The organism is Streptomyces sp. NPDC045955 (assembly GCF_056430805.1).
On record NZ_JBWKKY010000007.1, the window covers coordinates 120,208 to 145,274 of the forward strand.

Below are 25,067 nucleotides of genomic sequence, written 5' to 3' on the forward strand. Positions count from 1 at the left end.
TCAGCGTTCGATGTGCAGCCGGGCGGACGAGGACGGCGAGGACGACGTCGTCCCCACCGCCCAGTAGCCGCCCGAACCAGGCACGGTCGCAAGGGCGTTCATGACGACGGGGGTCGTGGCCACCGGCCCCCGCTCGCTCACCCAGGCCGTGCCGTCCCACCGCAGGTAGTGGGCCCGGGTCTGGTCCCAGAAGTCCCACCCGGCGATTCGGTCGGGCCGTCCCTGCGCGTCGCCCACGATGCCGCTCAGCATGCCCACGCCGAACGGCGCCGTCACGCTCTCCCAGCCGCTGCCGTCCCCGTGCAGCAGCCGGACGCCCGGGGGCTTGCCGGGCGGGCCGCCGACGCCGTAGTCGTAACCCGTCATCCAGATGTCGTCGCGGGCGACCGCGAGCAGCCCGGTGAAGCCGGCGCGGATTCCGCCGGGCGCCGGCAGCACGGTCCAGGCCGCTCCGTCCCAGCGGGCGACGAGCTCGCTGCCGTAGACCCAGACGTCGCCGCAGGGCGCGCGGTGGATGCCGTAGGGCGGGACGGTGGTCGTGGCCGGGGGTGCCTCCAGCCAGGTCCACTTGTCCAGATGACCGTGCAGCAGCACCGAGCCGTCGCTGTTCCGGCCGGAGACCCAGACGTGGCCCCGGGGGCCGGTCGTGACGGCGGCGAGGGACGTGCTGGGCGCCCCGCGCCCGGGGAAGTCGGCCTCCCGCCACGTCAGTCCGTCCCAGGTGAGCAGCCGGGCGGTGCCGGAGGTGTCGGAGCCGACGGCCCAGGCGCGGCCGTCGGACGCGGCGGCGACGGAGCCCAGATAGCCGCTGAAGGCGGGGCCGGTGCGCTGCCAGGCCGTGCCCTCCCACACGAGGGCCAGCGCCGTCCCCCGGACACCGCCGTTGCGGCCCTCCTCGCCCACGGCCCAGGCGAGGTCCGGACCGGATGCCGCCACGTCGAGCAGATGCGCGGCCGGGGTGGCCGCGGGGGTGGCGACCACCTCCCACTCGCGGGCCTCACCCAGGAGCCCGGGAGCCGCCCAGGCCGTCGCGCCCCGCATCGGGGCGAGCCCGAGCCCGGCCCCGACCACTCCGCCTAATCCACCGATGAAACGCCGTCTTCGCACGAGGTTCCCCTCCCTTGTCGGCAGCCCTGAAAGGCCAAACGGTGGCCCAGCCTGCCCCAGAAGGCAATGCACGGGGACGGCTCGATCCGGTCACACCGGCGTGACCGGCACCCCTCCGGCGGCGGCCCCCAGCAGTGTCAGCCGCACCTCCCCCGGCCCCGCCGGTGTGGTCCCGTCGGACAGCACCGCCAACGCCAGTGTGTTGGCACCACGTGTGCGCAGGATCCCGTTCGGCAGCACGAACGTGTGCTGCGGCCCTACGTCGTTGATGTACTGGCCCATGTTCCAGCCGTTGAGGAAGATCTGGACGCGGTAGGCCCGCTTCGGGTCGTCGTCGAGGACGAGCCCGATGGAGGCGTCGACGCCGGGCTCGACATCGAGCCGGAAGTCCGTCCGGTACCAGGTGACGCCCTGCCGCCGGTCGGCACGCGGCAGTTCGGCGTCCTTCCAGTCCCCGTCGTCGTAGTCGGGGAGATGCCAGCCCTCGCGCTCCCCGTGGAGCCCGCCGTTGTTCATCGGCCCGCGCACGGGATCGGGCGCCGACGCGCCCTGGATCCGCCAGGTCACCTTCGGGGAGGCGCCCTCGAAGGTCACGGCGGTCAGCCCGCGCGCCGCCTTGTGCGTGTCGCGCGACGTGCCGTCCATGTCGTGCTGCATCGGCCGGACGAGCACGGACAGCACATGCCGCTGCCCCGGGCCCTGCGCATGCAACCTCTTCCGCAGTTCCTTCGGCAGGCGGAAAGCGGCCTTCGCCGTCCACGTGCCCTGCCGCGCCTGGTCCTTGTCCGGCACCGGCATCCGGTGCGTGCCCAGCGGCTCGCCGTCCAGCCAGGCCATCAGCAGGCCCTGCGTGCCCGTGCTGTAGTCGAGGGACACGGACTCCAGGCCGCGTCCGTCCGTCCACTCGCCCCGGTACCAGACGTCGCCGTAGTGGAAGCCGTAGTCGTCGGCGAACAGGACGGGCTGCCCGTCGGGCACGGGCGTCGTGCTGAACGACGTCTTCTTGTCGGCCGCCGTCCAGCCGGAGTCGTCGAAGCCGGGCTCGGCCTCCGGGTTCTCGGTCCGCCGCCGCCAGCCGTCGAGGGCGGGCAGCGCCGGCCGGGCCACGCCGGGCAGCGGCCGCAGCGCCAGCAGACTGCCGGAGGCGCTGATCCGGGTGGGCACCGGACGCCCGTTCCACGTGACATGGGTGATCCCGCGCGGCCCCCACACCTCCAGGCCGGTCTGCGCGGTGGTGTCGCCGGTGAGGTGGACCGTGGAGCCGCGCAGCGTGGCCGACCGCAGCAGCGCCGGGCCGTAGACGAGCAGCGAGCCGGACGGCGTCTCGTACGGCCACAGCCTGAGGGCCGTCGCATCGTCGGCGAACAGCAGCAGCATCGGCGTGTCCACGCCGTCGCCCTCGACGCGCACCCGGCTCAGCCCGCCGGCGCCGAGCGGAGCGGTGACGTTGAGCTTGCCGAGGTTCCAGGACCACGCGGGCTCCGCGTCCAGCCGCATGGGCGTCGGCTCGTCCGCGCAGTCCAGTACGACCTGCGCCAGATCGCCCCGCCGGCCCGCGAACACCGCGATCTCCTGCCGCCCGGCGGTCAGGCTCAGCATGGGCTGCACGGTGGCGTGCACCAGCGTCCGCTGCCCGAGCTTCAGCCCGGCGGCGATCAGCTTGGCGTCCCGCGCCGGGACCGTGACCGGCCCGTCGATCCCGGCGTCCGGCAGCGTCGAGGACACCGCCTCGCCGGAGTCGTTGCGCAGCACGTAGAAGTGGGCGCCGGTGTCGGGGTTGGCCAGGTGGTAGACCTTGATCCGCTCGTCGGCGGCGCGTACGGCCTTCGCCCGGTTCAGCCTGGCGAGGTCCGGCACGTACCGCAGCAACTGCCCGATCTGGTGCATCGGGGCGAGCTTCGGGGTGGCGTTGCGGGCCTCGTCGAACGCGGCCCCGTAGTCGTACGACGTGTAGACGGCCGGCGCGGGCAGCCAGCCCCAGGAGGTGCCGCCGTACGTCATGTAGACGTTGTGCAGCGTGATGCCGTTGGCGAGGTTGGTGAGGTGGAAGCGCCGCTCGTACGCCGCGTCCCGGGTCCGGCGCGCCTCGGCGTAGCCCTTCCCGTCGAACCAGGACCCGCCCCACGGGTCGAACCAGCCCCCGCCGAACTCGGGCAGGAACCCGGGCGTGCGCGGACTGGCCGTGGCCCCGCCCTTCGTCCCGCCGGCCCCGAAGTGCCCCCAGTCGGGCGGCACCTCGTCCGGCTCCGGATACCCGTCGAACCCGTACAGCCAGCGCCCCTTCTCCCCGCCGGTGCCGAACGACCCAGGCACCCAGGCCCCGTTGCGCCCCTTGTCGTTGTGGAACAGCGGCACGTCGATACCGTCGGCGCGGACCTTCTCGTACAGGTAGGACATGTAGGCGCGCCCGGCCGGCTCGTCGACGTGCGCGTCGTACTCGTTCTCGATCTGGTACAGCAGCACCGTGCCCGTGCCCCGCGTGAACAGGCGCTTCGCGACGACGGCGTTGACGGCGGTCAGCCACTCGTCGACGTACCGCAGATACGTCGGGTCGGAGGTCCTGGCCGTGCCCTCGGTCGCGGTCAGCCAGCCGGGAAAGCCGCCGGCGTCGACCTCGGCGTTGATGTACGGGCCGGGCCGCAGGATCACGTACAGGCCGGTCTCGGCGGCCATGCGCAGGAACAGGTCCAGGTCGCGCACACCGGTGAAGTCGTACCGGCCGGGGGCGGGGGAGTGGTAGTTCCAGGCGACGTACACGCTGACGGCGTTGTAGCCGTGGGCACGCATCTTCTCCAGCATGTCCCGCCACAGGGACGGGCTCGGCAGCCGGAAGGGGTGCAGCTCGCCCGACCAGAGGACCAGGCGGCGGCCGTCGACCAGCAGCGAGTACCGGTCGAAGCCGACCTCGTGCCGCCTGCCGTCGGCGCTCGGCACCGGGGGCGGCGGGCCCGTGCGCACCGTCCGTGCCGGGTTGGCGGAGGTGGGCGACCCGCTGCCGGTCAGCGCGAAGCCGAGCGCCGCCGTGCCGGCGAGAGCGTGGAAGGTACGCCTGCTGAGCTCCAAGGGAGCGCCTCCTGTTGTGCTGCCGTGCCGTACGTGGTGCTGGTGGGTCATTGTCTACGGGACCGCGACCATGGTCGTACGAGGATCTCGGCACGTGGGGACTACGCGGTACGAGCGGTCGTGGAACTGGCCGTCCGGCAGGGCGAAGGGCCGGTCAAGACGGAGGCCGTCGCCACCGCGCAGGACATCCCCCACAAGTTCCTGGAGGGGATCCTCGGCGATCTGCGGCGCGGCGGTGTCGTCGACAGCCGGCGCGGCGGGGGCGGCGGCTACCGGCCGGCCCGGGAGGCCGCTCGGATCACGGTCGCGGACGTGATCCGGGCCGTGGACGGACCGATCGTCCCGGTGCGCGGCGAGCCCCCGGCCGGCCTCGCCCACGCCGGCACGGCCGAGCCGCTGCTGCCGCTGTGGATCGCCCTGCGGGCCGAGGTGCGCGGGATCCTGGAGGGCGTGACGATCGCCGACCGCGCGGCGGGCGCGCTGCCCGAGCCGGTGGAGCGGGCGGCGGCGGAACCGGCGGCCTGGGAGAACCCGTGACGGGCCGCGTCCGCGGGGGTGCCGTTGGGTGATCCTCATCGCGTCCTCGAGGTGTCCTGGGTCTGACGCACTGGTAACGCACCTTATGCGCCCGCCGGTACTGCTGGTGTCGACGGGGCACGCGGGGACGGGCCCGCGCCCCTCGTCCCGGTGTGATTCCGCCACTGTGAATGGCCGGAGACCGCCCTGGCCGGGCCCCTCCGCCATGCGTACGATGCGACCGCTCCCGGCCTTCACAGGTCCTTCATGGAATGGTCACAGGCCGGGTGTACATGAGCTGTCGCTTTGACATGCCCATGCTTACTCGGCGTTCCACCCCCCACGAACGGATGGGAGAACCATGGCCGGTGGCCTGCTTCTGAGCGGCGCGATCGCCGCGCTCCTCACCAGCGCACTCCCCGCACAACCCCCGTCCCCCGGGTTCGTCGACCCGCCCCCGGACAAGATCGTCATCAAGGTCGCCACCGTGAACGGCTCCGGCTGCCCGCAGGGCACGGCAGCGGTCGCCGTCTCCGAGGACAACACGGCGTTCACCGTCACCTACAGCGACTACCTCGCCCAGGCCGGCGGCGGCTCCGACCCGACCGCGTTCCGCAGGAACTGCCAGCTCAGCCTGATCGTCCACGTGCCGCAGGGCTTCACGTACGCCATCGCCAGCGCCGACTACCGAGGCTTCGCCTCCCTCCAGCGCGGCGCGAGCGGCTCCCAGCGGGCCTCGTACTACTTCCAGGGCTCGCCGAGCACGGTGTCCAGGAACCACCCCTTCAGCGGCCCCTACAACGACAACTGGCAGGCGACCGACGAGACGGACTGGGCCCAACTCGTCTACGCGCCCTGCGGAGTCCAGCGCAACTTCAACATCAACACCGAACTCCGGGTCAACGCCGGCACCCAGTCGGCAGACAAGGTCAGCTTCATGACGATGGACTCGACGGACGGGGACATCAGCACGGTGTACCACATGGCGTGGAAGGAGTGCCCGGGGAAGTCCTGACGGGATGGGGGCGGCCCACCGGGTCGTTGGGCCGGGTGGGCCGCCCAATCATGCGCGGTTGCCCAACTGCCGGGCGAATCGAACCGGCGCTGCTGCCGGACCGCCTGTACGCCGGCACCCGCCCCGGAAACCTGCTTGAGCTGCTGCCGGGCCTTGGGGAAGGGTCTGCGTGCATGGAGTTCTTCTGCTACCACCGCGATCGCCCCGGCTCGCTGCCGCTGCGCCAGGAGCTGCTGGAGCGGCACTGGTCCTACATGGACCGGTACACGGCCGAGATGATCGCCCGCGGCCCGACCTTCGCCGCTGACGGCGAAACCCCCACCGGCAGCGTCCACATCCTCGACCTGCCGGACCCCGCCACCGCCCGCGCCTTCGCCTTCGACGAGCCCAACTACCAGGCCGGGGCGTACCGGGACGTGATGCTGCGCCGCTGGCACAACGTCCTGGGCCGCACCATGTGGGACTTCCCCGGCGGCCCGACGACGGGCAACCGCTACCTCGTTCTCGGGCTGGGCTCGGCCCAGGCGGCGGCCGGCCTCGACACGCCACCCGACTCGGACGACCTGATCGCCTACGGCCCCCTGCTCTCCGACGACGGCTCCGCCTGGCTGGGCACGGCGGCGCTGGTCCGGGCACCGGACGGGGAGACGGCGCGCGGGGTGCTGACGCGGGGGCGCTATGCCGATGTCGAGGTGCACGCCTGGGAGTTCGGCGGACGGCGGTGACGAACGCCGGTCAGTGTTCCGGGTTGCGTTCCGGGCTATGTGCCGGTCCGTGTGCCGACGTCAGCCGAGCGGTTCGTTGCTGCGCGGACCATTGACGCGCAACGGGTTCGATTCTACGGTCCGTTCGAACTTGCGATCGCTGTTCGAAATATCGGTCAGCTTTTCCCCCACCGCAAGGAGGACCGTATGAGCCGCTCCATCCTGCGCAGGAGAACCGCCCTGCTCGCCCTCCCCGCCGCCGCCCTGCTCGCCCTGATGCCGAGCGCGGCGTCCGCGTACCCCAACCCCGGCCGGGTCACCGGCGACATCGTCACCCACGACCCGTCGATGGTCCGCACCTCGTCCGGTCAGTACCTGCTCTACGCGACCGGCGGCGGCATCGCCAGTAAGACGTCCGGTGACCGCACGGCCTTCCGCAACGGCGGTGACGCCTTCTCCAGCCGGCCCGGCTGGTGGCGGAGCTACTCCTCCGTCCCGGAGGCCTGGGCGCCGGACATCTCGTACCACGGCGGCAAGTACCTGATGTACTACTCCGTCTCGAAGTTCGGCTCGAACACCTCCGCCATCGGCCTCGCGACGTCCAGCACCGGCCAACCGGGCAGCTGGACCGACCAGGGCACGGTCTACACGTCGAACTCCGCCAGCGACTTCAACGCCATCGACCCGAACCTGTTCGTGGACGACGACGGCAAGTGGTGGCTGTCCTTCGGCAGTTGGTGGACCGGGATCAAGATGATCCAGATCAACCCGTCCACCGGGAAGCAGCTCTCCTCCCACACCACCCGCTACTCGCTCGCCTCCCGCCCCACCGGCACCAAGGCCGTCGAGGCGCCCTTCATCGTCAAGCGGAACGGGTACTACTACCTCTTCGCCTCGTACGACACGTGCTGCAACGGCACCAGCTCGACGTACAAGGTCAAGGTCGGCCGCGCGTCCGGCATCACCGGGCCGTACCGCGACAAGAACGGCGTCGACCTGATGAACAACGGCGGCACGCCCGTCCTCGAATCGCACGGCAGCGTCATCGGCCCCGGCGGCCAGTCGATCCTGAAGGACGCCGACGGCGACCTGATCGTCTACCACTACTACGACGGCAACGCGGGCGGCACGCCCAAGCTCGGCGTCAACCTCCTGAACTGGAGCAGCGGATGGCCCGTCGCCTACTGACCCTGCTGGCCGTCCTGCTGCTCGCCCTCACCGCCGGCCAGCCCACCGCGAGCGCCGCCTCGTTCGCCAACCCGGTCAAGTCCGTCAAGGGCGCCGACCCCTGGATCTCCTACCACGACGGCAACTACTACCTGGTGACGACCAGTTGGACCGACGTCATCACCATCCGCAAGTCCGCCACCCTCGCCGGGCTCTCCACCGCGCCCAGCGTGCAGGTGTGGAAGGGCGACGCCGCCTCCCGGTGCTGCAACATCTGGGCTCCGGAGCTGCACTTCGTGGGCGGCCGCTGGTACCTGTACTACGTCGCCGGGCAGAACGTGTCCGACTACAACCCCACGCAGCGCAGCCACGTGCTGGAGAGCGCCGGGTCCGACCCCATGGGCCCCTACACCTACAAGGGGCAGCTCAACTCCGCCTGGATGCTGGACCCGAGCCTGATGAACGTGGGCGGCCGGCTGTACATGCTGGGCAGTGCGATCACCACCGGCGGGACGCAGAACCTCGTCATCGCGCCGATGTCCACCCCGTACACCGTCAGCGGCTCCTACGCGACGATCTCGACACCGACGTACGCCTGGGAACGGCAGGGCGGCACCGTCAACGAGGGCGCGGAGGTGCTGCAACGCGGCGGCAGGACCTTCCTGGTCTACTCGGCGAGCGGCTGCTGGACGCCCGACTACAAACTCGGGCAACTGGAGCTCACCGGCTCCAACCCGCTGTCCGCCTCCTCCTGGACGAAGAAGTCCACGCCCGTCTTCCAGCGCAGTGACGCGAACGGGGTGTACGGGCCCGGCCACAACGGCTTCTTCACCTCACCCGACGGCCGCGAGAACTGGATCGTCTACCACGCCAACGACTCCGCCTCCGAGGGCTGCGACAACGGCCGTACGACCCGGGCGCAGAAGTTCACCTGGAACTCCGACGGCACGCCGAACTTCGGCACGCCGGTACGGCTGGGAGCCTCCCTCCCCGGGCCCTCCGGGGAGCCCTCCAGCACCTCGACGACGTACAGGGTGACCAACCGCAACAGCGGCAAGTGCCTGGACGTGGCGGGCGGTTCGTCGGCCGACGGAGCCAACGTCATGCAGTACGCCTGCAATGGCAACGCCAACCAGCGATGGCGCCTGGAGGACCTCGGCGACGACACCCACCGCCTGGTCAACGTCGCCACCGGCAAGGTCCTCGACACCGCCGACTGCTCGGCCGCCGACGGAGCCGATCTGCGCCAGTGGTCGTGGCTGAACAACACGTGCCAGCGGTTCCGTTTCATCGCCACGGACAGCGGCTACGTCCGCATCGCCAACCAGGCCACGGGGAAGGTGGCCGACGTCGCCGACTGCTCCACGGCGGACAGCGCCGATGTACGCCAGTGGTCATGGCTCAACAACACCTGCCAGCAGTGGAAACTGACAGCGGTTTAAGTAGTCAGGGGCGTGGGGCTGTGTCCGATGTGTGGCTCCGCCGCGTGGGCGCGACAAGCCACACCCCACCCGCACCCGCCGAACTACCCGGCCTGCCCCATCCCTGCCGCATTGGGCCACGCCTGCGCCCCCGGCCACCCGGTCGCCGGCGCAGGCGAAAGCCCATTCGTCCCCCTGACCTGCGCCGCCGTCAACCCACCCCGCGCGGGAACCCCCGGCGGCGTAGGCCCGGTGGCGGCCGGCACGGGAGCCGGGGCAGGCGCCGGGACCGGAGCGGGCGCCTGCGCCACAGGCGCCAGCGGCGGCGACGGCGCGGCCATGGGCTGGGGCGCCGGCTGCGGGGTCGGCTGCGGCACGGGCTGCGGAGCTGGCTGCGGCACGGACTGGGGCATGGACTGCGGGACGGCCCGCGGCATCTGCTGCTGCCCCATCTGCCCGGACTGCCCACCCAGCCCGGACTGCCCACCCGGCCCTGTCTGCCCGCCCTGCCCGGCCTGCGCCGCCGCCGGCATCGGCATCCCACCGCCCGGCCCGGCGGACACGGCACCCGCCGGCACGGCGGACGCGGCGGCGGGGAGCGGCATACCGGTGCCGGCGGCAGCCGGAGCGGCGGCGGGCCCGGGAAGGCCGCCGCCGGTGGCCTGAGCGGCAAGGCCGCGCATGCCGGATCCGTTGGTCTCGCTCACCAGACGGTCCACTGCCGCCGTACCCGAGCTGTAGCTGGTCCCGTTGCCCAGCTCGGGTACGGCGGCTCCCCTCCTGGACGTCCCGTAGAGCACCAGTTCCAGGCCGGACACCAGGCGACGCACGTCCACCTGGGGGCGCACGACGAGACGCAGGAAGCGGCTGGACGAACCGATCTTGTTGCCGCACTCGCGGACCAGGATCCGGTGCTCGGTGAGCATCCGGTCCCGGACCACGGTGCCCTCGGCGCCCACGGGGAGGCGCACGAAGAGGAAGTTGCCCTGCGACGGGTAGACCGTCAGCCCGGGCAGGGCGGACAGCTGGCTGGCCATGTCGAGGCGGTCGCGCCGGACCTGCTGGAGGCTCTGCGCGTACTCGGCGCCGTGCTCCTTCAGCATGAAGACGACATGCTCGGCGAAGGAGTTGAGGTTCCACTTGGGCAGCATGGAGCGGACCCGCCCGGCGAGCGCCGGGTTGGCGACCAGGTAGCCGAAGCGGATGCCGTGCAGGCCGAAGTTCTTGCCGAGGCTGCGCAGCACGATGACGTTGGGCCGCAGCATCGCCTCCTGCACGACACTCGGCTCGGCCTCGGCGTCCGCGAACTCCAGGAACGACTCGTCGATGACCACCAGGTCGAGGTCGGCCATGGCGTCCATGAACTGGACGATGGCGTGCTTGTGCAGGAAGCCGCCGTCGGGGTTGTTGGGGTTGCAGATCACGGCGACGCGCGTGCCCCGGGCGCGGATGAACTCGGCGTACTGCGCGAGGTCGAGGGCGAAGCCGCTGGACTCCTGGAGCGGGAACATGTCGACGCGCTTGCCGGTCTCCATGGGCTGGTCGGTCCAGCGGCCGAAGGTGGGGACCGGGATGGCGAGGGACTCGCGGACGAGCAGGTGGTCGATCCAGGTGATCAGCTCGGTGGAGCCGTTGCCCATCGCCACGCACTGCGGCGGCAGCTGGAGCAGGCTGCACAGCTCCGCCGTGATGGTGTCGGCGCTGGACGGGTAGTACGTGATGATGTCGCGGAGTCTGGCCGACATCTCGTCGAACATGGCCGGGGTCGGGAAGTACGGGTTGCAGGGGATGCAGAAGTCCACCGGTCCCGCGCCCTCGCCGCCCTCACGTGTCAACGCCGCCATCGACGGGCTGTGCGCCGCGGTGCTGCGGAACAGCGACGTGACGTTGTCGGCCATGGAACCTCCGTATAGGGCGGATCCGCTGGGGACGACCGGACCCGACGTTTAAGGACGGCCCGCGCGGGGGAGCGCGGGCCGCCCTTAGATACGGAGGCTGCGGTGACACTGTTCAACCACTGACGTTTCCCTCAGGAAAATGTGTGCCACCTGTGAAGACGGTCAGCAGCCGAACGTGTGGACCGTCGTCGTCCGGTACGTCTGCCCGGGCCGCAGCACCGTCGAAGGGAACGACGGCTTGTTCGGCGAGTCCGGGAAGTGCTGCGTCTCCAGGCAGAGCGCGTCGCCCTGCCGGTAGGTGCGGCCCGACGGGCCGGTCAGCGTGCCGTCGAGGAAGTTGCCGGAGTAGAACTGCAGGCCCGGCTCGTTCGTGGCGATCTTCATCGTGCGGCCGGAGGCCGGGTCGCGCAGGGTGGCGACGTGCTCGGGGCGGGCGGTGATGCCCTTGTCGAGGACCCAGTTGTGGTCGAAGCCCTTGGCGGTGACCAGCTGCGGGTGGGAGACGCGGATGTCCCGGCCGATCGGCTTGGCCTTGCGGAAGTCGAAGGGCGTGCCCGCGACCTTCGCCAGCTCGCCCGTCGGGATCAGACCCGAGTCGGTGGGCGTGAAGCGGGAGCCCGTGATCTGCAGCTCGTGGTCCTCGATGGTGCCGCTGCCCTCACCGGCCAGGTTCCAGTAGACGTGGCTGGTGAGGTTGACGACGGTGGCCTTGTCCGTGGTGGCCTCGTAGTCGATGCGCCAGTCACCGTGCCGGGTGAGGGTGTAGGTCACCTTCGTCTTGAGCGTGCCCGGGTAGCCCATCTCGCCGTCGACGCTCGTGTAGTACAGGTGCAGGCCGACGTCGGAGCCCTCGGTGAACGGCTCGACGTCCCACACGCGCTTGTCGAAGCCCTTGGCGCCGCCGTGCAGGCTCTGCTCGCCGTCGTTGACGGAGAGCTGGTAGTTCTTGCCGTCGAGGGTGAACTTGCCCTGGCCGATACGGTTGCCGTAGCGGCCGATCAGCGCGCCGAAGTACGGGCTCTTGGCGACGTAGTCGTCGATGTTGTCGAAGCCCGCGGAGACGTTGGCGTAGCGGCCGCGGCGGTCGGGGATCTCCAGGGACTGGACGATGCCCCCGTAGGAGAGGACCTTCAGGCGGGTGCCGCCGTTGTGCAGCGACCAGCTGTGGACCTTGGTGCCGTCGGCGAGCTTGCCGAAGAGCGACTTCACCGGCTTCCTTCCTCCCGTCGCGTGTGCCGTGCCGCCGAGCGTGGTGGCGCCTAAGCCCGCAGCCGCGGCTCCCGCGATGACCGTGCGTCTGTTCAGTTCCATGTGCGGCTCCGCTTCATTGGGAAACTGCGTGGGACAGAACCGGGCCCCACCTTCCGGCGGGGCCCGGTACGACTTACGAACCGACCTTGCGCTTGTTCCACACGTCGAACCCGACCGCCGCCAGGAGCACCAGGCCCTTGATGACCTGCTGCCAGTCGGTGCCGATGCCGACGAGGTTCATACCGTTGTTCAGCACGCCCAGGACCAGGCCACCGATGATCGCGCCGAGGACGGTGCCGACACCGCCGCTCATCGACGCGCCGCCGATGAACGAGGCCGCGATCGCCTCCAGCTCGAAGTTGAGGCCGGCCTTGGGAGAGGCCGCGTTGAAGCGGGCGGCGAAGACCAGACCCGCCAGGGCCGCGAGCATGCCCATGTTCAGGAAGACCAGGAAGGTGACCTTCTTGTCCTTCACACCCGACAGCTTGGCCGCGGGCAGGTTGCCGCCGATGGCGTAGATGTGGCGGCCGATGATCGCGTTGCGCATCACGTAGCCGAAGCCGACGAGCAGCACGCCCAGGACGAGCAGCACGATCGGGGCGCCCTTGTAGCTGGCCAGCAGCATGGTCAGCGTCAGCACGGCGGCGCCGATCGCGACCAGCTTCAGCAGGAACAGCTTGGTGGGCGGGACGTCCAGGTCGAACTCCTGCTGCCGCCTGCGGTCACGGACCTCCTGGAAGACCACGAAGGCGATCATCGCGAAGCCCAGCAGCAGCGTGAGGTTGTGGTAGTTGGTGTTCGGGCCGACTTCGGGCAGGAAGCCGTTGGCGGCCTTCTGGAGGCCCTCCGGGAACGGGCCGAGCGTCTGGCCCTCCAGGAAGATCTCGGTCAGACCGCGGAAGATCAGCATGCCCGCCAGGGTCACGATGAACGACGGTATGCCGCCGTACGCGATGAAGAACCCTTGGACGGCACCCGCGACGGCGCCCACCGCCAGGCACAGCACCACGGCGAGCGGCCACGGAAGGTCCTGTTTGACCATGAACACGGCGGCCATCGAGCCCACGAACGCCGTCAGTGAGCCGACCGACAGGTCGATGTGGCCCGCGATGATGACCAGCATCATGCCGATCGCGAGGATCAGGATGTAGCTGTTCTGGAGGACCAGGTTGGAGACGTTGCGCGGCAGCAGCAGGTCGCCGTCGGTCCACACGGCGAACAGCACCACGATCAGGCCGAGCGCGATCAGCATGCCGTACTGCCGCATGTTGCGGCGCATGCCGTCCATCACCAGCTGCAGCAGGCCGTCGGCCGCGGCCCCTCCGCTCTTGCCCGGCGGCGCGGGGGCCGGGCTCTTGGCGGTTACGTCCGTGCTCATCGGGTTACCTCTTTGTCCTTCGTCATCTGACGCATCAGCGATTCCTGGGAGGCCTCGGCCCGCGAGAACTCACCGGTCAGCCGCCCCGCGGCCATCGTGTAGATGCGGTCGCACATGCCGAGCAGTTCGGGCAGCTCGGAGGAGATGAAGACGACCGCCTTGCCCTGGGCGGCCAGCTGGTCGATGACCGTGTAGATCTCGTACTTGGCACCGACGTCGATCCCGCGCGTCGGCTCGTCCAGGATCAGTACTTCCGGACCCGAGAAGATCCACTTGCTGAGGACGACCTTCTGCTGGTTGCCGCCGGACAGCTTCCCCACCGGCTCGAAGACGGTCGGCGCCTTGATGTTCATGGACTTGCGGAAGCCCTCGGCGACCTGCCGCTCCTCGTGCTCGTCGACCACACCGCGCTTGGCGACCTTGCTCAGGGCGGTCAGCGAGATGTTCCGGTTGATGGTGTCGATGAGGTTGAGGCCGTAGTGCTTGCGGTCCTCGGTGACGTACGCGATCCCGTGCTTGACCGCCTCCGGGACGGACTTCGTACGGATCTCCTTGCCGTCCCTGAGGACCGTGCCGCCCGCGTACCGGCCGTACGTCCGCCCGAAGACGCTCATGGCGAGTTCGGTACGGCCGGCGCCCATCAGGCCCGCGATGCCGACGATCTCGCCGCGCCGCACCGTCAGGGAGACGTCGTCGACGACCTTGCGCTGCTGGTCGATCGGGTGGAACACGGTCCAGCCCCGGATCTCCAGGGCCGGCGCCACGCCCTCCTCGGGCTCGTGCGGCGACCGCTCCGGGAAGCGGTTCTCCAGGTCACGGCCCACCATGCCGCTGATGATCCGGTCCTCGGTGGTCTCCGGCGCCTTCACATCGAGGGTCTCGATGGTCTGGCCGTCGCGGAGGATCGTCACCGAGTCGGCGACCTTGCGGATCTCGTTGAGCTTGTGGGAGATGATGATCGAGGTGATGCCCTGCTTCTTCAACTCCAGGATGAGATCCAGGAGTTTGTCGCTGTCCTCGTCGTTCAGGGCCGCGGTCGGCTCATCCAGGATGAGCAGCTTCACCTTCTTCGACAGGGCCTTCGCGATCTCCACGAGCTGCTGCTTGCCCACGCCGATGTCGGCGACGCGGGTGTCGGGGTGGTCGCTGAGCCCGACCCGCCGCAGCAGCTCGGTGGCGTGCCGCAGCGTCTCCCTCCAGTCGATGAACCCGCCCTTGGCGTGCTCGTTGCCGAGGAAGATGTTCTCCGCGAGGGAGAGGTACGGCGACAGCGCCAGTTCCTGGTGGATGATGACGATGCCGCGCTGCTCGCTCGCCCGGATGTCCTTGAACTCACAGACTTCGCCCTCGAAGAGGATGTCCCCCTCGTAGGTGCCGTGCGGGTGGACGCCGGAGAGGACCTTCATCAGGGTCGACTTGCCGGCGCCGTTCTCCCCGCAGATGGCGTGGACCTCGCCCTGCCGGACGGTCAGCGTGACGTCCGACAGCGCCTTGACGCCGGGAAAGGTCTTGACGATCGAGCGCATTTCCAGGACGGGTCCCGCCATGGTCGTGCCTTCCAATCAGAGTGAGCCGGCGGTTACTTGAGGTCGCTTGCCTTGATGTAGCCGGAGTCCACGACTTCCTTCTGGTAGTTGGTCTTGTCGACGGCGACCGGCTCCAGCAGGTAGGCCGGGACGACCTTCGCACCGTTGTCGTAGGTCTTGGTGTCGTTGACCTCGGGCTTCTTGTCGTTCAGCAGCGCGTCGACCATGTTCGAGGCGACCTTGGCGAGCTGGCGGGTGTCCTTGTAGACGGTCATCGACTGCTGGTCGGCGATGATCGACTTCACCGAGGCGAGCTCGGCGTCCTGGCCGGTGACGACCGGCAGCGGCTTGCTCTTGGAGCCGTAGTCGTCCGACTTCAGCGCCGAGAGGATGCCGATGGAGATGCCGTCGTAGGGGGAGAGGACCGCGTCGACCCGCTCGCGCTTGTAGGCCGAGGTCAGGATGTCGTCCATGCGCTTCTGGGCGGTGCCGCCGTCCCAGCGCAGGGTGGTGACCTGGTTGAGCTTGGTCTGGCCGGAGCGGACGACGAGCTGCTTCTTGTCGATGTAGGGCTGCAGGACGTTCATCGCGCCCTGGAAGAAGTAGCGGGTGTTGTTGTCGTCGTTGGAGCCGGCGAACAGCTCGATGTTGAACGGGCCCTTCTTGGAGCCGTCCTTCAGGCCGAGCTTCTCGACGATGTAGGTGCCCTGGAGCTCGCCGACCTTCTCGTTGTCGAAGGACGCGTAGTAGTCGACGTTCTTCGTGCCGAGGATCAGGCGGTCGTAGGAGATGACCGGGATGTTCGCGTCCTTGGCCTGCTGGAGCACGTTGTTCATCGACTTGTTGTCGATGGCCGCGACGATCAGCGCCTTCACACCCTGGGTGATCAGGTTCTCGACCTGCGAGACCTGCTGGTCCGGGTCGTCCTCGCCGTAGACCAGCTGGGTCTTGTAGCCCTTGGACTCCAGGTCCTTCTTGACGTTGTTGCCGTCGGCGATCCAGCGCTCGGAGGACTTGGTCGGCATCGCGATGCCGATGGTGCCGCCCTTGGCGCTGCGCCCGCTCTCCTCGCTGCCGCCCTCGCTGTTCTGCCCGCAGGCGGACAGGGTCAGGGCGAGGGACGCGGCTCCGGCTATGGCGGCGAGAGCGGCTCTGCGGTTACGCATGATCATCATCCTTGATGTGTGGGTGCAGGGCTCGGTCTGGGGTGCGAAGTCGCTCCGGGGGGTCGGGCCGGAAAGACCGAGAAGAGATGTGTCGGATTGTGGTCGGCTGTGTCTTCTTTTGTGAAGACGAGTATCCGGAACGTTATGACGAGATTTCGAACCGTTGCAGATCGCCCGGCAGCCGTGACCCGAGCGGGGCCATGTCGCCGTCGGCTCCGTGGCGGGCCAGAAGGTCCAGGGCGAGCCGGCCGCGCCGCACGCGTTCCTTGGCCGTGGCCAGGGTCAGCTCCCGCATGTGGTGCCCGTAGGGGTAGATCCCGGGCGCCTTGGAGAGGCCGAACTTCAGGTAGAGCGGTGCGCCGCGCCGGATGAGTTCGGCGACCTCGTACATCCGGACGTAGCCGCCGAGGTCGTCGGGGGCCTCGATGTACATGTCCATCGGAGCGCCCGACACCCGGCGGATCTCGGTGAGGTGATCGAGCGTCAGGTCGCTCGGCACGTTGACCGAGTCGGCACCGAGCCGCTCGTACACCGCGTACGCCGCCGGGTTGACCGGCCCGATGAGCGCGCTCACCTTGAGGGTCGTGTCGGCCGGGATGATGCCGGCGGCTCTCGCCCGGTGCAGTGTCCACAGCACGCCCTCGTCGGCGACCAGCAGGCACTTGACGCCCAACTCCGTGGCCCGCACGGCGTCTTCGACGCAACCGGCGACGGCGTCGTGGCCGCGGGCGCGCAGTCCGCCCCCCCGCGAGTCGGTGCGCGTGGACCCGCCGATGTCCCACGTGCCGCGCGGGCCGGTGAACAGACAGAGCTCGATGTCGCGTTCGGCCGTCGACTCGACCATCTCGGTGATCTCGGAATCGGTCAGCATCCACACGCCGCTGCCCTGGCTGATCCGGTGGATCGGCACATCCAGCCGCGAGGCCTCCTTCAGGACCACCGCCAGCGCCTCGGGACCCTCGCACGAGGGGATCTCGGTGCGCCAGCGGCCACCGCCGGGGAAGGAGTGCGGCGAGGCGTCGGCGGGGTCGAGGGCTGGCGCGCTCAGGCCCAGCGTGGTGAGCGCCTGCTCACCGGGCCTACGGGCTGCCGTGGCGGAAGCGTCGGTCACAGGAATGTCCTTCGGTTCGGTATTTCGGACGAGGTTCGCGGCTCTGGGTATGACAAGGCTGGGTGTACGCCGGTACGGGAGCCGTCAGGTTGCCCCCGTACCGGCGTACGTCTAGGGGCGGAGCAACACCTTGCCCACCTTCGGATCGCCGGCTCCCACCAGCTCGATGGCCTGCGAGAACTCGGCGAGCGGCAGCTCGTGCGTCACCAGCGGCAGCGGGTCGAGCAGCCCGGCGGCGAACACTCGCACCGTGTGCGCCCAGGCGTCCGGCGGAGCACCGAAGACGGTGTGCACCTCCAGCTGCCGTACGACGAGGTCGGTCGGGTCGAGGCCGTCGGCGCCCGGCGCCGGGATTCCGGTCAGGACCAGCCGGCCGCCGCGCCGGAGCAGGGCGGCGGAGATCCGGGCGGCGTCCGCGGACCCGGCCGTCTCGATCACCACGTCGAAGTCGTCCGGGAGATCCTGGTCCTTCGTGCGGAAGTCCGTCGCGCCGTACTGCCGCGACAGCGCCTCACGGTCCCGGCGGGTGCCGACCACCAGCAGCTCGGCCGGCGAGTTCGCCTTCAGGAACTGCACGGCGAACATGCCGAGCGTGCCGGTGCCGACCACCGCCACGCGCTCGCCGGGCTGCGCGTTCCCCTTCAGCGCGGCCGCCGCGATGCAGGCGGCCGGTTCCAGGAGGGCCGCGGCCGTGAGGTCGCAGTCGTCCGGGAGGGCGTGCAGGAGACGGGCGGGGAGCGTCAGCGTGGCCGCCATCGCGCCCGGCTGCGTGAACCCGGTCTCCTCGTACCCGGCCGTGCACAGGGTCGTGTCGCCCGCGTGGCAGCGGTCGCAGACCTGGCAGTTGCGGAAGCCCTCACCGACGACCTTGCGGCCGACGAGGGACTCGGGGACACCGGCGCCCACCGCCTCGACCGTCCCGGACCACTCGTGGCCCGGGGTGAGCGGGTAGCGGACATAGCCCTCGGGGCGGTTGCCCTGGTAGACCTCGCGGTCGCTGCCGCAGATCCCGGAGGCGTGGACGCGCACCAGTGCCTCGCCGGCCTCGGGCCGCCGGGGCTCGTGCGGGACGAGGCGGTGCTCGCCCGGGGCGTCGATCACTACCGCGGTGCTCACGTCACTCCTCAGGTTTTCGAAGGTTTCGGTCGCCGGTTCCGGGTTTCCGGGGCCGGGACGGTCACTGGGTGCTCTTGGGCTTGCGCTGCTCCCAGCCGTCCGCCCAGAGGTCGAAGCGGGCCTGCTGCTGCGGGAACTCGGCGGCGGCGTCGACGTCCAGCTCCACGCCGAGACCCGGGGCGTCGGACAGGTGGAAGCAGCCGTCCTCCGGGTTCACCTGCGGTGCTCCCTTCACGACCTTCTTGATCTCCGCGTCCGCGAAGTCGTTGAAGTGCTCAAGGATCTTGAAGTTCGGGGAGGTGAAGCCGACCTGGAGGGAAGCGGCGGTCAGGACCGAGCCGCCCACGTTGTGGGGAGCCACCAGCATGTAGTGGGTCTCCGCCGTCGCCGCGAGTTTCCTGGTCTCCCAGATTCCACCGATATGGCCGACGTCCGGCTGGATGATGTCCACGGCCTGGCTCTCGAACAGCTCGCGGAACTCGATCCGGTCGTGGATGCGCTCGCCGGTGGCGACCGGCATGTCGACCTTGGCGGCGACCTTCTCCAGGGCCTTGAGGTTCTCCGGCGGGACCGGCTCCTCCAGCCACGCCGGCTTGAACGGCGCGAGCTCCTTGGCCAGGCGGACGGCCGTGGCGGGGGAGAAGCGGCCGTGCATCTCCAGCATCAGCTCGGCCTCGGGGCCGATGGCGTCCCGGACGGCCTCGATCAGGGAGACGGCGTACAGGGTCTCCTTGTGGTCCAGCTCGAAGTGGCCGGTGCCGAAGGGGTCGATCTTGAGTGCCCGGTAGCCGCGCTCCATGACGCCCTGAGCGGCCTTGTGGTACGCCTCCGGGGTGCGCTCCGTGGTGTACCAGCCGTTGGCGTACGCCTTGACCTTGTCGGTGACCTTGCCGCCCAGCAGCTGCCAGACGGGGACGCCGAGGGCCTTGCCCTTGATGTCCCAGCAGGCCATCTCGATCACGGCGATACCGGACATCACGATCTCGCCGGCGCGGCCGTAGTCGCCGTACTTCATGCGCTTGACGAGGTCCTCGACAGCAAAGGGGTCGGAACCGAGAATGTGGTTGGTCTCAGCCTCCCTCAGATAGCCGAGCAGGGCGTCGGTGTGTCCCAGCATCCGGGTCTCGCCGACTCCGGTGAGCCCCTCGTCGGTGTGCACCTGGACGTACGTCAGGTTGCGCCACGGCGTCCCGACCACGTGTGTGCTGATTCCGGTGATGCGCACGGCGGTTTTCCCTCGCAGCTTCGTCGGCTCTGTTCTGTCTGTCGCTCAGTTCGACGTGTTCGAGATTTCGGCACACGTTCGAAATGCTGGCGTGACAGTAAGGATGCGGCGGCGGGAGTGTCAATGGGTCGCGCGCATAACGGTTTCGACAGTTTCGAAACCATGAGGGCGGCGTGTCCCTACAGAACCTTCACAGCTGGATCTAGGAACGTTACCGGCGCGGAACTTAATCTTCCCGCGTCATGGACTACTGCGACCCGTGCCGACGGCACCTCAACGGCGCGCTGGCCTGCCCGGGCTGCGGCACCTCAGCCGATGCGCTGCGCTGGCCTGAGCCGGAGTACGGCGGGTATGACGCCGTTCCCGAGGGCGGGGAGGGCGTGTACGACGGCTCGGATGAATCCGGTCAGCCCGACGAGCGGGACGAGCGGGATGAGCCGGATGCCTCCGACGGTGAACACGTCGACGACGGCGAGTCGTTGGGGCGTGCCGCCCGTCGACGTGGGCGCGGGCGTGGGCGTGAGGGCGAGCACGGGCCGGTCGGTGACGGGCCCGGTGGTGGGACGAGCCGACGGGACCGGAAGGCCGCGGCGCATCGCCGTCGGCGGCGCCGGACGCTGTTCGTCGCGGCGGGGTTCGTGCTGGCGGCGGGCGGTCTGAGCCTCGCGGAGCTCGGCACGGACGCGCCCAAGTCGACGCCGAAGCCGGCGGCGGCCGGGGGCGAGTCGGCGGACGGCGACGCGTCGGTGGAGGCGGGGGAGACGGGCGGCCAGGGCGAGGGTGCCCGGGCTGAGGGGGCATCAGGGTCCCCGTCGCCCAGCGTGTCCGACTCACCGTCGGCTTCCAGGTCACCGAAGGCCGGCAAGTCCGAGGACGCGAAGGACGACGAGGAGCCGAAGGACTCCGACCCGGCCTCGGCGGACCCGCCCCCCGCCCGCCCGACGTCGGCCCCGCCGGCCGCCCGGCCGGCCCCGGCCCCCACCCGGACCGCGGCCCCGACGACCGCACCCCCGAACCCGGAACCGTCCCCCTCGCAGACCTGCAACCGCATCCTGTGGTGGTGCGCATAGCGCCGGGGCGGGGGCCCCGTGCCACCAGTCCTTGATCCATCGCCCCGAAGGTTTGCCGGACCGGCAACAGGAGTGGCGGACCCGTGACCCGGTGGGTGACGGTGGGCCCGTGACCGACGACATCGCAGCAGCATCGCCCGCGTCCGCACTCCCTTCGCCTGCCGGTGGATACGCCGGAGACCCCGCGGTGCGGGCCGAGTGGGACAACCGGTACGCCGGCCGGCAACAGGTGTGGAGCGGCCGGCCCAACGGTGCGCTCGTGGCGGAGGCCGCCGGGCTCACACCCGGGCGGGTCCTCGACGTCGGCTGCGGCGAGGGCGCGGACGCCGTCTGGCTCGCGCGCCGCGGCTGGGACGTGACCGCGCTCGAGGTCTCCGGCGTGGCGCTGGAGCGGGCGGCCGGGCACGCACGGGACGCCGGCCTCGCCGTGCACTGGGTACACGCCGAACTCACCGCGACGGCGCTCCCGCCGGCCTCCTTCGACCTGGTTTCCGCCCAGTACCCGGCCTTGCTGCGCACCCCCGACGCCGCGGCGGAGCGAGCACTGCTCGCCGCCGTCGCGCCCGGTGGCGTGCTGCTCGTCGTACACCACGCGGGGATGGACACGCAGCAGGCGCACGACAGCGGCTTCGATCCGGCCGACTACGTCTGGCCCTCGACGGTCGTCGACGCACTCGACGACGACTGGGAGGTGGAGGTGGACGAACAACGGCCACGCGTGGCACCCGACGGCGGCGCCGGCGTCCACCACACCCACGACCTGGTGCTGCGGGTGCGCCGGCTGCGCTGAGCTTATGGACCCGTTGACTCGGCCTGCTTTGGCTCTGTCCGCCGGACCATGGCCGGGGCAGGGTGGGAGGACCTTGAACGTCGTGGAGGTCTCCTTGAGCATCGCGTTCCTGCTGACCACCTTGGTCGTGGTGGTCACCCCCGGCACCGGAGTGGTGTACACCCTGGCCGCCGGGTTGTCCCACGGACGCCGGGCGAGCGTGGTCGCCGCACTCGGCTGCACCCTCGGCATCGTGCCGCACCTGGTGGCGACGATCACCGGCCTCGCCGCGCTGCTGCACACCAGCGTCGTCGCCTACGAGGTGGTGAAGTACCTCGGTGTCGCCTACCTCCTGTACATGGCGTGGGCGACGCTTCGTGACAAGGAGGCGCTGTCCGTCGCGGGGGAGGCCGAGCCCCGGCCGGCGGCCCGCGTGATCGCTTCCGGGGTTCTGATCAACCTTCTCAACCCGAAGCTCACGATGTTCTTCGTCGCGTTCCTGCCGCAGTTCGTGCCCGCCGACGAGCCCGGCTCCCTCGCAGCGATGCTCCGGCTCAGTGCCGTCTTCATGGCGCTTACTTTCGTCGTCTTCGCCGCGTACGGGATGTGCGCCGCCGCCGTACGACACCGCGTGCTGGCCAGGCCGAGGGTGATGACCGGCATCCGCCGGGGCTTCGCCGCCTGCTTCGTGGGCCTGAGCGCGTGGCTGGCGGTGGGGTGAGATGCGCTTCCGGCACGCGGACGCGATCTGGTCCGGCCACCCCGGACTCGCCGCCGGTGCGCTGTGGGCCACCGGCGTCGATGCCGCCGCCGATGTCGGCGCGCGCGTCGCCGCACACACGGCCCGTGCCGCGGCGCGGCTGGCCGGTTCCGGCGAGAGCGAGTTCCCCGAAGTGCTGGCCTGGCGGCGGGCGTTCTCCCGGATGGGGCTCAAGCCGACGCAGTACCGCTGCGCCTCGGAGTCGCTGCTGCGGCGGCTGAGGAAGGAGGGAGAACTGCCGCGCATCCATCCGGTGGTCGACTTGTGCAACGCGATCTCGGTCGCCTACGCGGTGCCGGTGGCGGTCCTCGACGCGGACCGCATCGCCGGCCCTCTGCTGGAGGTGCGCCACGCCCGCGGTGACGAGCAGTACACGACCTTCGGTGGCGGCACCGAGCACCCCCGGCCCGGCGAGGTGATTTTCACCGACAGCGCCGACCGGGCGCACGCCCGCCGCTGGACCAACCGGCAGAGCGGCCACTCCGCCGTCGGTGAGCAGACCAGCCGGATCCTGGTGGTGGCGGAGGCCATGCACGACGGCGGAGCCGACGTCGTGCCGGAGCTGTTGAAGACGGTGGCCGGGGAACTGGCCGCGCACTGGCCGACCGACCCCGCGGCGACCGTTCTCACCCCGTCCGCACCGGAGTTCGTCTTTGGCGATCCGGGCCTTGGTGAGCGCGGAAGCCGTGGTGGCGTATGACACCATCGGCCCGGTGGACCAGCAGGGACGGGGAGCGGACGGGACGGCCGGCGTGCCCATGACGGCAGCCGCGTCGGCGCACCGCGGACCCCCGGCCTACGGCTCCGATTTCCTGCAGCTCGACGCCGGTGACGCACCCGTCGGCGGCAAGGCGGACTGGCTGGCCCGGCGGCTGCGGCAGGCGATAGCCGACGGCCGGCTGGCGGTGGGCAGCAGGCTGCCGCCGACCCGGGTGCTGGCCGCCGAACTGCGCGTGTCGCGCGGGGTGGTCACCGAGGCGTACCGGCGGCTGGCCGAGGACGGCCACGTCGAGGGGCGTCGGCGCGGTGGGACGGTGGTGGTCGCGGCACCTCCCGTGCAGCCGTCGGCGCCCCGCGGGACCTGGCAGTGCCGGGACCAGGCGCCCGTCACCGCCGACCGTGCGGTGCCGGCCGCGCTGTTCGCCGGTGAACCCGATGCCGACGTCTTCGACGCGCTGCGCGCTGCCCGCGCGCGCATCGACTTCACCCCCGGCCAGCCCGACCTCACCGCGTTCCCCCGCGCGGCCTGGCTGCGCGCGGAACGGGCCGTGCTCGCCGAGCTGTCCGCCGAGAACCTCGGCTACGGCGATCCCCGCGGAGCCCCACGACTGCGCCGCGCCGTCGCGACCTGGCTGGCGACCAGCCGCGGCATCCGGGTGGAGCCCGACGAGGTGCTGGTCGTCGCCGGCACCGCGCAGGCCCTCACGCTGCTGCACCCCGTGCTGCGGGCGGACGGCATCGACAGTGTCGCGGTCGAGGACCCCGGCTCGCTCGGCACCCGTCAGCACTTGCGGAACGGGGTCCTGGCCACCCCACCGGTACCGGTCGACGACGGTGGCGTGCGCGTCGACGCACTGCGCGCCACCGGGGCCCCCGCGGTGCTGCTCACGCCCGCTCACCAGTTCCCCACCGGCGTGGTGACGAGTGGCGAGCGCCGTCGCGAGCTGATGCTCTGGGCGAAGGACGGCGGGTTGATCATGGAGGACGACTACGACGCGGAGCACCGCTACGACCGGCCGCCGGTGGCCGCGCTGCGCGCGCTGCTGGCCGACCGGGTGTGCTACATGGGCAGCGTGTCCAAGCTGCTCGCGCCCGCGCTGCGGATCGGCTGGGTGATACCGCCGCCCCGCCACCTCGACGCGCTGACCGACGCGAAACGCTTCACCGACCTGGGCAATGCCGTGCTGCCGCAGCTGGTGCTCGCCCGGCTGATGGAGTCCGGCGACCTGGAGCGGCATCTGCACCTGCTGCGCGGCCGTCACCGGCGCCGCCGCGACGCCATGATCGACGCCATCGCGGAGCACCTGCCGGGCGCGGTCGTGCACGGCGCGGCGGCCGGCCTGCACCTCACCGTCACGTATGCGCCGGAGGTGCCCGACACGGAGCTCGCCGCCGCCGCGCTCACCCGGGGCGTGAAGTGCCAGCCGCTGTCATGGCACCGGCAGATGCCGGGCCGTCCCGGCCTCGTCCTCGGCTACGCGGCCACGCCGCCGGGGGCCATTGCCGAAGGAGTGGCGGCGCTCGGCGAGGCGCTGCGCGAGCTGGCCTGACGCCGGCACCCCGACCTCACCCCAGCATCCCCCGCAACGCGTCCCGCAGCGCCACTCTCTCCCCCTCGGAGAGCCCGGCCAACGGCTCCCGGGCGAATCGCAGCGACTCCCGCAGACTCCGGGCCACCCGCCGCCCCTCCCGCGTCGCCGCCGCCACCTTCACCCTCCGGTCGGTGGGATCCGGCTGCCGCTCCACCAGCCCCCGCGCCTCCAGCCGGTCCACGATCCCCGTGACGTTCGACGGCTCGCACTTCAACCGCTGGGCGAGCCTCCGCATCGGCAGGGGTTCGAGGCACAGCAGGCTCAGCAACCGCGCCTGCGCCCCGGTCAGCGCGTGTCCCGCCGCCGCCGCCTCGTAGTCCTCATGGAACCGGGCCACGACCTCTCCGATGAGCTCGACGACCTCAAGGGTCAGCGGATCGGGGCGGTGGCTGTTCTGGGAGGCGGATGTGGTGGAGGCCATGGAATCGAGGGTACCCGGTTATTTGACAACCTGAAATTTTCAGGAGCATGGTTGTTTCAGGTACTGAAGCA

The 25,067-nt window shown here is 70.7% G+C and carries 21 protein-coding genes; 10 read left to right on the forward strand and 11 right to left on the reverse strand.

Translation table 11 applies throughout. The features are described from left to right. Together AC07F0_RS16435 and AC07F0_RS16440 are read right to left on the reverse strand one after the other, a co-directional pair. Positions 1–1,071, reverse strand: coding sequence for a hypothetical protein (locus AC07F0_RS16435; RefSeq protein WP_478979408.1), 1,071 nt, complete (start codon positions 1,069–1,071; stop codon positions 1–3). 126 nt (positions 1,072–1,197) lie between these two features. Further along, positions 1,198–4,170 carry a glycoside hydrolase family 35 protein gene (locus AC07F0_RS16440; protein WP_478979411.1) on the reverse strand — a complete coding sequence of 991 codons (2,973 nt, stop codon included), beginning with the start codon at positions 4,168–4,170 and terminating at the stop codon, positions 1,198–1,200. Between the two features lie 42 nt (positions 4,171–4,212). On the opposite strand from AC07F0_RS16440, the gene AC07F0_RS16445 reads away from it, so the two are divergent. The 5 genes from AC07F0_RS16445 to AC07F0_RS16465 all read left to right on the forward strand — a co-directional run bounded on the left by AC07F0_RS16445 (position 4,213) and on the right by AC07F0_RS16465 (position 9,014). After that, the gene (locus tag AC07F0_RS16445; protein ID WP_478979414.1) at positions 4,213–4,707 is read left to right on the forward strand and encodes an RrF2 family transcriptional regulator; all 495 of its coding nucleotides are present in this window, start codon (positions 4,213–4,215) and stop codon (positions 4,705–4,707) included. Positions 4,708–5,047: 340 nt separating this feature from the next. Continuing rightward, positions 5,048–5,701, forward strand: coding sequence for a DUF4360 domain-containing protein (locus tag AC07F0_RS16450; RefSeq protein WP_478979417.1), 654 nt, complete (start codon positions 5,048–5,050; stop codon positions 5,699–5,701). A gap of 173 nt (positions 5,702–5,874) precedes the next feature. After that, positions 5,875–6,426, forward strand: coding sequence for a YciI family protein (locus tag AC07F0_RS16455; protein ID WP_478979420.1), 552 nt, complete (start codon positions 5,875–5,877; stop codon positions 6,424–6,426). Positions 6,427–6,612: 186 nt separating this feature from the next. Further along, on the forward strand, positions 6,613–7,593 hold the full coding sequence (locus AC07F0_RS16460) for an arabinan endo-1,5-alpha-L-arabinosidase (RefSeq protein ID WP_478979423.1): 981 nt from the start codon (positions 6,613–6,615) through the stop codon (positions 7,591–7,593). Then, a complete protein-coding gene (locus AC07F0_RS16465) occupies positions 7,575–9,014 on the forward strand; it encodes a family 43 glycosylhydrolase (protein ID WP_478979426.1) in 1,440 nt (479 codons plus the stop codon). Before AC07F0_RS16460 ends, AC07F0_RS16465 begins: the two co-directional genes overlap by 19 nt. Before the next feature lie 83 nt (positions 9,015–9,097). On the opposite strand, the gene AC07F0_RS16470 is transcribed toward AC07F0_RS16465, so the two are convergent. The 8 genes from AC07F0_RS16470 to AC07F0_RS16505 all read right to left on the reverse strand — a co-directional run bounded on the left by AC07F0_RS16470 (position 9,098) and on the right by AC07F0_RS16505 (position 19,664). Beyond that, positions 9,098–10,891 (reverse strand): pyridoxal phosphate-dependent aminotransferase, encoded by a 1,794-nt coding sequence (locus AC07F0_RS16470; protein ID WP_478979429.1) that lies wholly within the window; start codon positions 10,889–10,891, stop codon positions 9,098–9,100. 162 nt (positions 10,892–11,053) lie between these two features. Then, complete coding sequence (locus AC07F0_RS16475; RefSeq protein WP_478979432.1) at positions 11,054–12,202, reverse strand: aldose epimerase family protein; 1,149 nt, start codon at positions 12,200–12,202, stop codon at positions 11,054–11,056. Between the two features lie 73 nt (positions 12,203–12,275). Next, positions 12,276–13,520 carry a multiple monosaccharide ABC transporter permease gene (mmsB, locus tag AC07F0_RS16480; RefSeq protein ID WP_478979435.1) on the reverse strand — a complete coding sequence of 415 codons (1,245 nt, stop codon included), beginning with the start codon at positions 13,518–13,520 and terminating at the stop codon, positions 12,276–12,278. Continuing rightward, on the reverse strand, positions 13,517–15,067 hold the full coding sequence (gene mmsA / locus AC07F0_RS16485) for a multiple monosaccharide ABC transporter ATP-binding protein (protein ID WP_399409200.1): 1,551 nt from the start codon (positions 15,065–15,067) through the stop codon (positions 13,517–13,519). The genes mmsB and mmsA overlap by 4 nt, the downstream gene beginning before the upstream one ends. 32 nt (positions 15,068–15,099) lie before the next feature. Beyond that, the gene (gene chvE / locus AC07F0_RS16490; protein WP_478979438.1) at positions 15,100–16,212 is read right to left on the reverse strand and encodes a multiple monosaccharide ABC transporter substrate-binding protein; all 1,113 of its coding nucleotides are present in this window, start codon (positions 16,210–16,212) and stop codon (positions 15,100–15,102) included. A 142-nt stretch (positions 16,213–16,354) separates the two neighbouring features. Next, entirely contained in the window at positions 16,355–17,323 is a 969-nt protein-coding gene (locus AC07F0_RS16495) for a hypothetical protein (protein WP_436731217.1), read from the reverse strand. A gap of 111 nt (positions 17,324–17,434) precedes the next feature. Beyond that, a complete protein-coding gene (locus AC07F0_RS16500; RefSeq protein ID WP_478979441.1) occupies positions 17,435–18,439 on the reverse strand; it encodes a zinc-dependent alcohol dehydrogenase in 1,005 nt (334 codons plus the stop codon). 61 nt (positions 18,440–18,500) lie between these two features. Next, the gene (locus tag AC07F0_RS16505; RefSeq protein WP_436731215.1) at positions 18,501–19,664 is read right to left on the reverse strand and encodes a mandelate racemase/muconate lactonizing enzyme family protein; all 1,164 of its coding nucleotides are present in this window, start codon (positions 19,662–19,664) and stop codon (positions 18,501–18,503) included. 242 nt (positions 19,665–19,906) lie between these two features. Between AC07F0_RS16505 and AC07F0_RS16510 the strand changes: the two genes are divergently transcribed. The 5 genes from AC07F0_RS16510 (at position 19,907) to pdxR (ending at position 24,533) form a co-directional block, all read left to right on the forward strand. Further along, positions 19,907–20,734 carry an SCO2400 family protein gene (locus AC07F0_RS16510; RefSeq protein ID WP_478979444.1) on the forward strand — a complete coding sequence of 276 codons (828 nt, stop codon included), beginning with the start codon at positions 19,907–19,909 and terminating at the stop codon, positions 20,732–20,734. A gap of 109 nt (positions 20,735–20,843) precedes the next feature. Beyond that, positions 20,844–21,524, forward strand: coding sequence for a class I SAM-dependent methyltransferase (locus tag AC07F0_RS16515; RefSeq protein WP_478979447.1), 681 nt, complete (start codon positions 20,844–20,846; stop codon positions 21,522–21,524). A 94-nt stretch (positions 21,525–21,618) separates the two neighbouring features. Next, on the forward strand, positions 21,619–22,224 hold the full coding sequence (locus AC07F0_RS16520; RefSeq protein WP_478979449.1) for a LysE family translocator: 606 nt from the start codon (positions 21,619–21,621) through the stop codon (positions 22,222–22,224). A 1-nt stretch (position 22,225) separates the two neighbouring features. Then, on the forward strand, positions 22,226–22,963 hold the full coding sequence (locus tag AC07F0_RS16525; RefSeq protein WP_478979452.1) for a B3/B4 domain-containing protein: 738 nt from the start codon (positions 22,226–22,228) through the stop codon (positions 22,961–22,963). A gap of 58 nt (positions 22,964–23,021) precedes the next feature. Next, entirely contained in the window at positions 23,022–24,533 is a 1,512-nt protein-coding gene (pdxR, locus tag AC07F0_RS16530; RefSeq protein ID WP_478979909.1) for a MocR-like pyridoxine biosynthesis transcription factor PdxR, read from the forward strand. 16 nt (positions 24,534–24,549) lie between these two features. Here the strand turns inward: pdxR and AC07F0_RS16535 are convergent, their stop codons facing one another. Further along, on the reverse strand, positions 24,550–24,996 hold the full coding sequence (locus AC07F0_RS16535; RefSeq protein ID WP_478979455.1) for a MarR family winged helix-turn-helix transcriptional regulator: 447 nt from the start codon (positions 24,994–24,996) through the stop codon (positions 24,550–24,552). Positions 24,997–25,067 lie beyond the last annotated feature (71 nt).

Coding starts and splice junctions, on each gene's coding strand:
- AC07F0_RS16450 (WP_478979417.1), top strand. CDS start 5,048: ATGGCCGGTGGCCTGCTTCTGAGCGGCGCGATCGCCGCGCTCCTCACC.
- AC07F0_RS16455 (WP_478979420.1), top strand. CDS start 5,875: ATGGAGTTCTTCTGCTACCACCGCGATCGCCCCGGCTCGCTGCCGCTG.
- AC07F0_RS16460 (WP_478979423.1), top strand. CDS start 6,613: ATGAGCCGCTCCATCCTGCGCAGGAGAACCGCCCTGCTCGCCCTCCCC.
- AC07F0_RS16465 (WP_478979426.1), top strand. CDS start 7,575: ATGGCCCGTCGCCTACTGACCCTGCTGGCCGTCCTGCTGCTCGCCCTC.
- AC07F0_RS16470 (WP_478979429.1), bottom strand. CDS start 10,891: ATGGCCGACAACGTCACGTCGCTGTTCCGCAGCACCGCGGCGCACAGC.
- AC07F0_RS16475 (WP_478979432.1), bottom strand. CDS start 12,202: ATGGAACTGAACAGACGCACGGTCATCGCGGGAGCCGCGGCTGCGGGC.
- mmsB (WP_478979435.1), bottom strand. CDS start 13,520: ATGAGCACGGACGTAACCGCCAAGAGCCCGGCCCCCGCGCCGCCGGGC.
- mmsA (WP_399409200.1), bottom strand. CDS start 15,067: ATGGCGGGACCCGTCCTGGAAATGCGCTCGATCGTCAAGACCTTTCCC.
- chvE (WP_478979438.1), bottom strand. CDS start 16,212: ATGCGTAACCGCAGAGCCGCTCTCGCCGCCATAGCCGGAGCCGCGTCC.
- AC07F0_RS16510 (WP_478979444.1), top strand. CDS start 19,907: ATGGACTACTGCGACCCGTGCCGACGGCACCTCAACGGCGCGCTGGCC.
- AC07F0_RS16525 (WP_478979452.1), top strand. CDS start 22,226: ATGCGCTTCCGGCACGCGGACGCGATCTGGTCCGGCCACCCCGGACTC.
- pdxR (WP_478979909.1), top strand. CDS start 23,022: ATGACGGCAGCCGCGTCGGCGCACCGCGGACCCCCGGCCTACGGCTCC.
- AC07F0_RS16535 (WP_478979455.1), bottom strand. CDS start 24,996: ATGGCCTCCACCACATCCGCCTCCCAGAACAGCCACCGCCCCGATCCG.